General features: G+C 40.2%; 9 protein-coding genes. 6 read left to right on the top strand and 3 right to left on the bottom strand.

Translation table 11 applies throughout. The features are described from left to right. Positions 1-33: 33 nt before the first annotated feature. From MKY88_RS07405 to MKY88_RS07415, 3 genes are all read right to left on the bottom strand, one after another. The gene (locus MKY88_RS07405; RefSeq protein ID WP_340813284.1) at positions 34-1554 is read right to left on the bottom strand and encodes a CoA-acylating methylmalonate-semialdehyde dehydrogenase; all 1521 of its coding nucleotides are present in this window, start codon (positions 1552-1554) and stop codon (positions 34-36) included. Between the two features lie 12 nt (positions 1555-1566). Further along, the gene (locus MKY88_RS07410; RefSeq protein ID WP_340813285.1) at positions 1567-2928 is read right to left on the bottom strand and encodes an aspartate aminotransferase family protein; all 1362 of its coding nucleotides are present in this window, start codon (positions 2926-2928) and stop codon (positions 1567-1569) included. A gap of 167 nt (positions 2929-3095) precedes the next feature. Further along, entirely contained in the window at positions 3096-4265 is a 1170-nt protein-coding gene (locus tag MKY88_RS07415) for a PucR family transcriptional regulator (RefSeq protein WP_069480702.1), read from the bottom strand. Between the two features lie 140 nt (positions 4266-4405). On the opposite strand from MKY88_RS07415, the gene MKY88_RS07420 reads away from it, so the two are divergent. From MKY88_RS07420 to MKY88_RS07445, 6 genes are all read left to right on the top strand, one after another. Further along, positions 4406-5650 carry a Zn-dependent hydrolase gene (locus MKY88_RS07420; protein WP_340813286.1) on the top strand — a complete coding sequence of 415 codons (1245 nt, stop codon included), beginning with the start codon at positions 4406-4408 and terminating at the stop codon, positions 5648-5650. A gap of 44 nt (positions 5651-5694) precedes the next feature. Continuing rightward, complete coding sequence (gene hydA / locus MKY88_RS07425) at positions 5695-7098, top strand: dihydropyrimidinase (RefSeq protein ID WP_340813287.1); 1404 nt, start codon at positions 5695-5697, stop codon at positions 7096-7098. Positions 7099-7195: 97 nt separating this feature from the next. Next, a complete protein-coding gene (locus tag MKY88_RS07430) occupies positions 7196-8563 on the top strand; it encodes an NAD(P)-dependent oxidoreductase (protein WP_340813288.1) in 1368 nt (455 codons plus the stop codon). 13 nt (positions 8564-8576) lie between these two features. Beyond that, entirely contained in the window at positions 8577-9839 is a 1263-nt protein-coding gene (gene preA, locus MKY88_RS07435) for an NAD-dependent dihydropyrimidine dehydrogenase subunit PreA (RefSeq protein WP_340813289.1), read from the top strand. Positions 9840-10022: 183 nt separating this feature from the next. Beyond that, positions 10023-11546 (top strand): NCS1 family transporter, encoded by a 1524-nt coding sequence (locus MKY88_RS07440; RefSeq protein WP_340813290.1) that lies wholly within the window; start codon positions 10023-10025, stop codon positions 11544-11546. Between the two features lie 45 nt (positions 11547-11591). Further along, positions 11592-11798 (top strand): hypothetical protein, encoded by a 207-nt coding sequence (locus MKY88_RS07445; RefSeq protein ID WP_036147683.1) that lies wholly within the window; start codon positions 11592-11594, stop codon positions 11796-11798. The last annotated feature ends 123 nt before the right edge of the window (positions 11799-11921 follow it).

An 11921-nucleotide genomic window follows, 5' to 3' on the forward strand; every position in this document is an offset into this window, starting at 1 on the left:
GCGTAGTCCATTCGATGACTACGCAAGTTATCTTTATGCTTGATTGCTTGGGAAGGCAAAGGATGATGTAGTGTCATGATCCTGTATGATCCATTTTTCTGAAATGGTCTTTGTTTTTGTAAAGAAGCGTACTTGATCTGGTCCAAACATATGTCCCTCACCAAATCTTGAGCGTTTCCAGCCACCAAAATTATGATAGCCTACTGGAATGGGGATAGGTACGTTCACGCCAACCATACCTACTTCAATTTCAGTGGTGAATTTACGAGCAGCTGCACCATCATTCGTAAAAATTGTCACGCCATTACCTAGTTCATGGGCATTGATTAAAGCAATCGCTTCATCCAATGAATCCACACGAACCATATTGCGGGCTGGCCCAAAAACCTCCTGCTCATAAATTTCCATACCTGGTTTAACATGATCGAGGAGAGTAGGACCTAGATAAAACCCTTTTGATTTCTTGGCAATTTCCGGATGTCGTCCATCACAAACAATGGTTGCGCCTTCCTGTAGGCTACGATCAATATAGCCAATAATCGTTTCCTTCGAATGCTGTGTAATAACTGGACCGAAATCAACGTCGGGGTCTGTATAAGGTCCCACTTTTAATTTGGCAATTTTATCAGCTAGGATGGAGACTAATTTATTCGCCGTATCCTCCTTTACAGGAATAATGGTAGAAATCGCCATACACCGTTGAGAAGCTGCCCCATAGGCTGCTCCTAAAAAGGCATTTGCGACATGCTCTAAATCAGCGTCTGGCATGACAACCATATTATTTTTCCCACCGCCTAGCGCAGTCACACGTTTCCCATGTTTAGAAGCCGTGGCGTAAATAGTTTCTGCAACAGGAGTGGACCCTACAAAGGAAACTGCTTCAATTAGTGGGTTGGATAATAGCTCATTGACGGCATCTTTATCACCGTTAATGACCGTCCATACTCCATCTGGTAAGCCTGCCTTTGTCCATAGCTCTGATAGATATAGCGCAGAACAAGGGACACGCTCGGACGGCTTTAAAATTACACAGTTTCCAACAGCGACAGCCATGCTTGTAATGGCTAGTGGGACCATAACAGGAAAGTTAAATGGTGAAATGGCAGCCACTACGCCTAATGGTGCTTTTGTAGAATAAGCATTAATTTGACCACCCACATTAACGGAATACTCACCTTTTAGTAAGTGTGGGGCATTGATGGCTAAATCAACCGATTCTAAACCACGTGTAATTTCGCCCTTTGCATCTTCTTTGGTTTTGCCACTTTCCTTACAGATCATATCGATGAGCTCATCCATATTGTCTGTCAGTAATTGTCGAAACTTGAGCATAATTTCTGCTCGTTTCCCAACGGATAATGCGCGCCATGCAGGGAATGCTTTTTTTGCAGCATTGATCGCTTCTTTTACCTCTTCTTGTGTTGCTAGGGGAACCCGCGCAATGACGGAACCCATGCTTGGATTGTATACATCAGAAAAATGTCCACTTTTTCCTATAACAGTTTGTCCATTAATAAAATGGCCTAATTCTTGAATATCCGTATTCGTTACCATTGAACTGTCCTCCTACAATTTTATAGCATGTAAGGCTTGCGTGAATTTTTCCACAAGGAAGTCAATCTCCTCAGAGGAGACGATTAGTGGAGGAGATAGCGTTAAAACATTATTGTAGCCTGCAACAGTTACACCGTTCTTGCCAATAATTAGCCCCTGCTCCTTACATTGCGCAATAACTTGATTAACTAGTGTGACATCTAGTGGGACTTTGCTCTTTTTGTCTTGTACAAGCTCTATACCGATCAAAAGCCCTTTCCCACGAATATCCCCAACATATGGGTGTTCCTTTAATTGCTCTCGTAAAGTTTTAAGGAGGGTATCGCCTAACGTAGCGGAATAGTTAAATAAATTTTCCTCTTCCAACATTTCAATATTTTTTAATGCCACGGCACAAGCGGCTGGCGAGCCACCAAATGTGTTAACATGGCGGAAGAAATCGTAATCGTCATTCCCTGCAAAAGCCTCATAAATTTCACGTCGAACAGCAGTAGCAGATAGTGGCATATAAGCGCTTGTTAAGCCTTTAGCCATTGTCACAATATCAGGCTGTATGCCGTAGTTTTGGAAACCAAAAGCTTTGCCCGTACGCCCAAAGCCACAAATCACTTCATCCACAATTAATAAAGCACCATGTTTTTCACAAACTGCTTTAACCCCTTGTAAGTAATTCTCATGTGGCATGATCACTCCGCCGCCAGTAATGATAGGCTCCATAATGACAGCAGCAATAGAATCAGACATTTCCCAGGTCATGACATGGTCGATCGCTTGCACAGATGGCAGTGCACATGGATCTTTACTTTTAATATGGTCTTCATTGGCACGATACGAGTCTGGTGGCGTGACATGGATAAAACCAGGTGCCAATGGCTCATATTTATATTTTCGCTGAGCTTGTCCAGTTGCCGCTAAGGCACCCATTGAGCTCCCATGATAAGAGCGATAACGAGAAATAATCTTTGTTCGATTGACATGTCCTTTTTGTTGATGATATTGTCGAGCGATTTTGAACGCAGCTTCATTTGCTTCAGAACCACTGTTCGAGAAAAAGACGACATAGTCATCTCCTAAAAGTTCACTAATCTTTTCGCTTAATTGAATGGCTGGGATATGTCCGACAGATAACGGTGTATACGTATTTTCTAGTAATTGATCATAGGCAACTTTAGCAATTGCCTCTCGACCATAGCCAACATTTACACACCATAAGCCCGCCATAGCATCTAAATAGCGTTTTCCTTCAGTGTCAGTAATCCATGCGCCCTTAGAAGATTGAACAATCATCGTTGCTTTTGGGTTGTATGGCTTCATGGAGTGCCAAACAAATTGTTCATCTTTGACTTGCCAATTTGGTCTTGTTACATTGGTCACTACATTCACTCCTTCTAAACAGGTAATGGCTGAACATGCATACGTCTTGAGTCAGATGTGGACAACAAAAATGCAAAGTCGACCCCATTTGTACTTTATATGTATGCCTTAAGAGTTTTAGAAGGAATATTTTTGATAGAAATCAGATAATTAGGTTGCAATACCTATTATTGATGTGTTAAAACATCCTCTATTAAAAAGGCAATATATAAATTTGTCTTTGTAAAGGGATTACTCAAGTCCATATCTAATAGCATTTCAATTTTTTTTATTTTATAAAGTACCGTGTTACGATGAATAAACTGACGCTCACTTATCCTACTTGTACTACCATTTTCCTCAAGGAAAATGCGTAAAAATGGTACATAGTCTGTGTTATGCACATCATCATAGTGGTAGAGATGGCCAAGAATATCTTGGCTAAATGATTTCATGAGTGATTGATTTTGCACAGCCATAATAATTTTATAGGCACCAATTTCTTTATATTTATATAAAAAACGATTGTTGTGGAGCTGAGCTAAATGAATGACCGTTAATGATTCATCATAGCTTTTACGGACATTTTCTAGCTCTTTGTGGTAGTTACCTTTTCCAATAATCATATCCAAGCAACCATTTTTTACCGTAATTTTTTCATAGATTTCTTCAACGATTTTTGAGAAGGGTATATTGGGTGTGTTGATCTGTGTTTTATCAATTAAAAAGATGAGGTAGTTTTTATGTTTTAATTTTAAGAAGCGTTGATAGCGATTTTGAAAAGCGAACTGCACCAATACCTCATATCGATCAATGGATGCTTGAGTGCCGACCGTTGTGCAAGTAATGATGGCTAATTCTCTCCCTTGGGGAAAACCGAGCTGTGCTAATTGATCCTTCATGGTGTTAGCGTTTTGTTTGTAATGGAATAATAAATTAAACAGAACCTTTTCTTCGATGGATAGCTCCTGATGGTGGTTGGCAATAAACTGAAAGGTCGTTTTTAATAGATCGGCAATTCTATAATTCCATGGCATTTGAAAAATAGGGAAATCATATTGATTGGCAAATGAAATGACGGCTTCTGGAATATCAGGAATGAATGGACCTGTATTAATAATAAAACCAGCTACTTTTTTGGCGTAGGCTTGTTTCACAAGTTGTTCTAATGAATCTACATTTGCATCTAAATTAATACCTGTTGTGACGACTAATTCATTGGGTCTACAAAACATGATTAAATCATTGCTTTCAACAACATTAATACCAGTAACTCTTCGATACGTACCACTATGTCCAGCGACTAATGTGAGCATTGGGAATTGAACTCCCTCCACAATTTTACGAATCGTCCCCATATTTCCCCCCCTTAATTATGAACATAACTTACCATATATGATGTGCAGTTGCACATATTTTTTTAGTTTTCTATCCATATCTCTCAAATTTTATCTATTTTAGAATGTTTAATAACTACTGTGAAAGAGAGGACTTGCATATGTATAAATGTAATAGTAGACGATTGCAAGAGTTAATTGAACAATTTAGTCAATTTGGGGCTACTGAAAATGGTGGCGTCACACGTTTGTCTCTTTCGGATGAGGATGTATTAGCACGAAACTATTTTTGTGAGTGTTGTGAGGCTTTAGGTATGGACATTCATGTGGATGATATGGGAAATATTTATGCGACTCTTGCTGGGAAAAAGGATGTGCCACCAATCGTTATGGGTTCCCATTTAGATTCGGTGGAAAAGGGCGGAAGATTCGATGGTGTATTAGGCGTCTTAACGGCTATCGAGGCAATTCGAACGATTAAAGAAAATGAAATAGAAGTGGATATTCCGCTCATGATTGTCAATTTTACGAATGAAGAAGGGGCTCGTTTTGACCCAGCAATGATGAGTTCGGGGGTAATCACCTCTAAATTTGCCAAAGAAAAGATGCTACAATCCACAGATAAAAATGGTGTTCGTTTCCACGAAGCATTACACGCAAGTGGGTATGAGGGAGAGCAAGCCAATCGTCTGAAGGAAGCACTTGCTTATATCGAATTGCATATTGAGCAAGGGCCAGTGTTAGAGGCAAAACAACGTGAAATTGGGGTTGTAGAGGGTGTGCTTGGCATGGTTTGCTACGAAATTACAATTACAGGGCAATCGAATCATGCTGGTACGACACCCATGTCAATGCGGAAAGATCCGATGATTGTTGCCTCAACGATCATAACAGAGTTACATGAGCAATTAGGAAAGATTGATGAGCAATTAGTGTTTACATTTGGCCGTCTGAATGTTTCGCCCAATATTCACACAGTCATCCCTAATAAGGTGACATTTACGATTGATTCTCGTCATCAAGATCCCGAGGTGATGGAACAAGTTGAGGATATTCTTAATGCGCTACCAGAAACTGCAGGAGGATGTAATATCCACCCAGTAAAGCTATGGGGTAGGGAAACCGTGTATTTTGATACAGCTATTTGTAATGAGGTAGAAAGAGCCTGTCAGAGCTTCGGTTATACTGCACATCGCATGTTTAGTGGAGCAGGACACGATGCCCAGTATATGGCGGGTATGGTTCCATCGGCAATGATTTTTGTTCCAAGTATTCAAGGGAAGAGTCATTGTGAGGAAGAGAAAACAACCTTTGAGGATTGTGCAAAGGGAGCAGATATTTTACTAGAAACGGTTCTAACGCTACAAACAAAATTTAGTATGGGCGAAACTTATACATTGCATTAAACATGAAGTATTCTCTAATTTTGTGATGAAGGGTGAGGGGCACAGTGAAAAAAATTATTAAAGGTGGAAGAGTAGCAACTGCTGCGGATGCATTTGAGGCAGATATTTTAATTGATAATGGCAAGATTGTGCGAATCGGACAAAATTTAAGTGAGGATGGCGCTGAAATCATTGATGCAACTGGTAAATATGTGTTGCCAGGGGGGATTGATCCTCATACGCATTTAGATATGCCATTCAATAATACAGTGACAGATGATGATTGGAAGTCAGGAACGATTGCGGCGGCTTTTGGTGGGACAACCACTATTTTAGATTTTTGTTTAACAGCAGGTGAAGAAAAATTGTCAGCGGCAGTAGAAAAATGGCATGACAAAGCCAAAGGAAAATCTGCTATTGATTATGGTTTCCATTTAATGATTGGTGATTTAACGCCTGAAACCGAAGCCGAATTACCTCAAATTTTAGAACAAGAGGGAATTACCTCTGTCAAAGTCTTTATGGCTTATGCTAAAGAATTCCAGGCTTCAGATCGAACACTTTTTAAGGCGTTTAAAATTGCCAAAGATCTTGGAGCATTGGTGATGGTCCATTGTGAAAATGGCTCTGTGATTGATGAACTTGTCGAGGAAGCAAGACGTGCAGGCCAAAAGGAGCCGATTTATCATGCTTTAACCCGTCCGGCCGAATTAGAGGGAGAGGCAACAAAACGTGCCATCGAATTAGCGCATATTGCTGGAGCAAAGCTATATGTAGTGCATGTAACATGTAAAGAAGCGGTGGATGAAATTATTGCTGCTCGTGAAAAGGGCTATGACGTCTATGGTGAAACATGTCCACCCTATTTAACACTTGATCAATCAGCTCTTGCCCAGCCAGGCTTTGAAGGAGCCAAGTATGTTTGGTCACCTCCTCTTCGCCCGAAATATCATCAAGAACATTTATGGAATGCCCTAAAGGCGAAACAGCTTCAGACAATTGGCTCTGACCAATGCTCCTTTAGCTTTAAGGGTAAAAAACAGTTAGGCCTAAATGATTTCTCAAAAATTCCAAATGGAGGGCCTTTCATTGAGGATCGCTTCAGTATTTTATACTCTGAAGGCGTTGCAAAAGGTAGAATTTCGATTCATGAATTTGTCGATATAATTTCAACAAGTGCTGCAAAAATATTTGGTTTATTCCCGCAAAAGGGAACAATCGCCATCGGCTCTGATGCAGATATCGTTATTTTTGATCCAGAGGCGAAACGCCAAATTTCGGCTAAAACACACCATATGAACGTTGACTATAACCCATATGAGGGATGGGAAGTGTCTGGCGAGCCTGTAAGTGTGCTAGTACGTGGCGAATATGTCATTAAAAATAAAGAATTTGTTGGTGTACTAGGTAGCGGACAATATATTAAACGTCCATTAAAAACAGTAGCTGCGGAAGCCCTGAAGATCTAGCTTCCTTCAGTTTAGGACCGATTGTTTTGGCTGGAGAACAAAACAATCGGTCTCGTAATTGGTGCACGGAAAAAAGAACACATGAGGGGGATGTGGAATGGTTCCGATTCAAGAAAATGCGATGACCTTGCAGCTTAAACGTAATTTTGTGGAATTAAAAAACAAAATGACAAAGAATGAGGCTATTGAGGAAGCCAATCGTTGTCTTTATTGTTATGACGCACCATGTATTAAAGCTTGTCCAACAAGTATTCAAATCCCAAATTTCATAAAAAAAATCGCATCTGGTAATATGAAGGGTTCTGCAACGACTATATTAGAAGCAAATCCTATTGGTGCAAGCTGTGCAAGGGTTTGTCCAACGGAAGAACTATGCGAAGGAGCGTGTGTCTTAAATTCTTCAACAAAGCCAATCAAAATTGGGGAGTTACAGCGTTATGCAACGGATTGGGCAATGGAAACGAATGCTCAGCTATTTAAACAGGGACCAAGTAATGGTCATAAGGTAGCCATTATTGGAGCAGGTCCTGCTGGTTTATCGGCGGCACGTGAACTAAGTCGTTTTGGCTATCAAGTAACCATCTATGAGGCTGAAGCGAAGGCAGGTGGCTTAGGTAGTTATGGTATTGTAGCGTTCCGATTACCTAATGACGTGGTAGATTGGGAAGTGGAGCAAATTGAACAGCTTGGAGTGGATATTCAAACTAATACGACGGTTGGTGTCGATATTACCGCGGATGAAATTTTGGCAGAATATGACCATGTTATTTTAGCTGTCGGCATGGGGGCTGTTCCAAATCTAGGCATTGAGGGAGAAGATTTAGATGGTGTCCACGATGCTATAGAGTTTGTCAGAAAAACAAAAATGGGACCGCTTACAAATGATATCGTAGGGAAACATGTAGCTGTTATTGGTGCCGGAAATACAGCGATTGACGGTGCTACAAGTGCGGTGCGTTTAGGGGCAGACAATGTCCAAATACTTTATCGAAGAACGGAAAAAGAAATGACTGCTTATAAATTTGAATATGAATTTGCGAAGCAGGATGGTGTGGAATTTAAATGGCTCACAGCACCAAAGAAGATTATTGGCAATGAGGATGGCAGGGTAACAGGTATTGAATGCGTGAAAATGAAGCTTGGTGAACCTGGTCCTGATGGTCGACAAAGACCAGAGGAAGTGCAGGGCTCTAATTTTATCATTGAAGTGGATGCTGTCATTAAAGCCATTGGGCAAACTCGTTTCGTTTCATTAATTGAAGCATTTGGTTTAGCCCATACAAATGGCGTTGTTGATATAGATGAGACGACAATGCAAACGTCCAATGACAAAGTGTTTGCATGTGGAGACGTTGTCTTTGGCAATGGACAGGGAGAAGCGATGGTGGTGACTGCTGTACAGCAAGGAAAAGACGCAGCATACAAGATTCATGAACGTTTAAGAAAACCAAGTGAGATTGCATAAAGGGGGAGCTTACATGGCAGACTTACGCATTAATTTAGCAGGCATCCAATCGCCGAATCCATTTTGGTTGGCATCCGCACCACCTACGAATTCAGGTTATCAAGTACAACGCGCATTTGAAGCTGGATGGGGTGGTGCCGTGTGGAAAACATTGGGGGATCCAATTTTAAATGTATCCTCCCGTTTTGCGGCTGTTAGTTTTAACGGTCAGCGTGTAGCAGGCTTCAATAATATTGAATTAATTACAGATCGACCGTTAGAAGTAAATTTACAAGAAATTTATGAGACAAAAAAGAAATTTCCTCATCACGCGATTATAGCCTCTTTAATGGTGGAGCCAAAGCAAGAAAAGTGGCATGAAATCGTAAAACGTGTAGAAGATGTGGGGGTTGATGGTCTTGAGCTTAACTTTGGTTGTCCACATGGGATGGCAGAGCGAGGTATGGGTTCTGCCTCTGGTCAAGTCCCTGAACTGGTGGAAAAACAAACGTACTGGGTAAAGGAAGCGGCACGTACACCTGTCATTGTGAAATTAACACCAAACATTACGGATATTACAGTTACGGCAGAAGCGGCTACTAGAGGTGGAGCAGATGCCATAAGTATGATAAACACGATAAATAGTTTAGCAGGTGTAGATTTAGATACTTGGAATACAGTTCCTCATGTGGCTGGTAAAGGAGCACATGGCGGCTATTGTGGTCCAGCTGTAAAGCCAATTGCACTTAATATGGTAGCAGAATGTGCTCGCAATCCATTAGTCAATATGCCGATTTCGGGCATTGGCGGAATTTCTAATTGGCAGGATGCCGCAGAATTTATATTAATGGGTGCAACAGGCGTTCAAGTTTGTACAGCAGCGATGCACCATGGCTTTAGTATTGTGGAGGATATGATTGATGGATTGAACAATTATTTAGATGATAAAGGTATAGCTTCCGTCATGGACTTAGTAGGTCGCTCCGTTTCAAGATATTCAAACTGGGGTGATTTAGACTTAAATTATAAAATTGTCGCAGAAATTAATAATGATGTTTGTATTAATTGTAACAAGTGTCATATTGCTTGCGAGGATACGTCACATCAATGTATTGACCTCTATACAGAAAATGGACGTCCATTACTAAAAGTTCGTGAAGAAGACTGCGTAGGTTGTAATCTATGCTCTATTGTTTGTCCAGTTGATGGTGCCATTTCTATGGTTGAACGTAAATCAACCGTTCCACCAATGACATGGAATGAACGCCAATCGCTCATTAGCAGTCTCTCAAAATAAAGACTTTTCATCTTTATTCAGTAGTAGACATTTATAGGGATGAGCTATAGCCTATCGAACACCAACTGAATGAAGATAAATGAATAAAATCGAAATTCCACCTTCCTTCATCAAGTGGGGATGGAGGAGGGAAAAACTTCAAGTAGGTTGTCACGGAAATTAGAAAAAAAGGAGAGAAACTTTATGGAACGTGAACGTGAAGGGAATTATTTAAAATCCCCAGATTTACTTCCAGTGACACATCAACAAAGAAATATTGGAACATTTGGTTTTGCGGTGATTTGGATAGGAATGGCGATTGTTTTAGCGGCTTTTGCAATTGGCGGTTCAGCCATTATGAATTTATCCTTACCAATGGTTATTTTAGCTACTTTGGTAGGCTCCTGTTTGATCGGTGTCTTTATGACGTTAATTGGTGATATAGGTATTGAGCATGGATTATCATTCCCTGTTTATATGCGTGCACCATTCGGCACATTTGGAACTCATATTCCTTCTCTTGTAAGGGGTATAACAGCCGCATGTTGGTTTGGTCTTAATACGTATTTTGGAGCATTGGCGATAAATGGGATTTTAAATTTATTGTTTGATTATGATAATTGGTTTATTTGTTTCCTTGTATTTGCGGCACTTCAGCTCTTTAATACATCACTCGGCATTAAGTCCATTGAGCGCTTCGCTGATTTAGCAGCGCCTGTCATTATTTTAATTTCTTGCTGGATGTATTACACATTAGCTGATAATGCTACGTCCCAAGGGAAAAATATCTGGACGTGGGTAGAAACGCCAACAACGGGCTTTGCTGCCTTTACAGCTTTTATGGTAGTGGTCATGGCAAACATGGGCTTTTGGTCAACACTGGCAGCTGATATGCCATCATTATCTCGCTTTTTTAAAGCACCTAAAAATGAACGCAATTGGTTCAAACGGAATAAAACACAGCTCGTGGGCTCATTAATTGTTATGCCAATAACGAACACATTTATTGTTACAATTGGTGCAGTTTGTTATATGGCAGTAGCATCTGCTGACCCTATCAATGCTTTACAACAAAGTGCGAGTGGTTTTATTTTAGGAGTCCTTTTGCTGATGATTGTGTTAGCACAATGGTCAACGAATACGTCTGCTAATGTTGTACCAGCAGCTACTATTTTCTCAAATATCGGTGGCCCCAAAGTACCTTTTTGGGTAGGGGTTGTTATTGCGGGGATTATTGGTATTCTTGCTCAACCATGGAGTTTATTTGATGTAATGGTCAATGTTCTATTGATTATAGGTGGAATATTAACTGCGATTGTAGGGATTTTATTTGCGGATTATTATCTCATTCGCAAACGCCGTGTACATGTCAAGGAACTCTATGAATTAGATGGGCAATTTAAATACTATAAAGGTTTTAATATCGCCGGGTTAGTGGCCTGGGTAATCGGTGGTGCTATCGCCAATATTTTTTCTACTTATTCTTCATTAGTAGGGTTCTTTGTAGGAGCAATTGTCTATTATGTCTTAGCGAAGTATTGGTGGTTTAAAAAATACCCTCAAGCAGAGCTAGAAGATCCAAGTGATGCGAAGTATTTAGGTATTACAGTCGGACATAATTTGGATGAATTATTTGGCCAACAAGTACATGCGCCAGTGTCAGATCAAGAGGAAGAAGAGCTAGTGGAGCAACCAGACCCTCTGCTAGAAATAAAAGGTGCCGAATAAGTGACACTACATCAAGACATTTTCAAAAGAAGGTGAGGTGATGGCATGTCTGAATTCCAACAAAGCAAAGAAGAAATACAAAAAGTGGATCATTATTTAGATAGCGGCTTTAAAATCAAATATGTCTACGAAAATTTAAGTGGGATGTTTGTAGAATTTGCTCGTCAGGAAGAAGTGACATTACTACAAATTCTAACGGCAGATGCACGAAAGTATTTCACAGCAAAATTACAGGAACAAACCTTATTATAATAACGAAGTAACCTCTATTTCATTCGCCAAGGATGGGATAGAGGTTTTTATGTTTGCCAGTTCGTTATGTAACAACAGAGCAAGCCTCTAGATTTATGGGAATTGACATCAATTAAATTAAAA

Source organism: Lysinibacillus sp. FSL R7-0073, assembly GCF_038009065.1.
Classification (GTDB): Bacteria; Bacillota; Bacilli; order Bacillales_A; family Planococcaceae; genus Lysinibacillus; species Lysinibacillus fusiformis.

What these genes read in the sequence shown, in the direction of transcription:
- MKY88_RS07405 (WP_340813284.1), bottom strand. Translation starts at nt 1,554, where the DNA reads ATGGTAACGAATACGGATATTCAAGAATTAGGCCATTTTATTAATGGA.
- MKY88_RS07415 (WP_069480702.1), bottom strand. Translation starts at nt 4,265, where the DNA reads ATGGGGACGATTCGTAAAATTGTGGAGGGAGTTCAATTCCCAATGCTC.
- MKY88_RS07420 (WP_340813286.1), top strand. Translation starts at nt 4,406, where the DNA reads ATGTATAAATGTAATAGTAGACGATTGCAAGAGTTAATTGAACAATTT.
- MKY88_RS07430 (WP_340813288.1), top strand. Translation starts at nt 7,196, where the DNA reads ATGGTTCCGATTCAAGAAAATGCGATGACCTTGCAGCTTAAACGTAAT.
- preA (WP_340813289.1), top strand. Translation starts at nt 8,577, where the DNA reads ATGGCAGACTTACGCATTAATTTAGCAGGCATCCAATCGCCGAATCCA.
- MKY88_RS07440 (WP_340813290.1), top strand. Translation starts at nt 10,023, where the DNA reads ATGGAACGTGAACGTGAAGGGAATTATTTAAAATCCCCAGATTTACTT.
- MKY88_RS07445 (WP_036147683.1), top strand. Translation starts at nt 11,592, where the DNA reads ATGTCTGAATTCCAACAAAGCAAAGAAGAAATACAAAAAGTGGATCAT.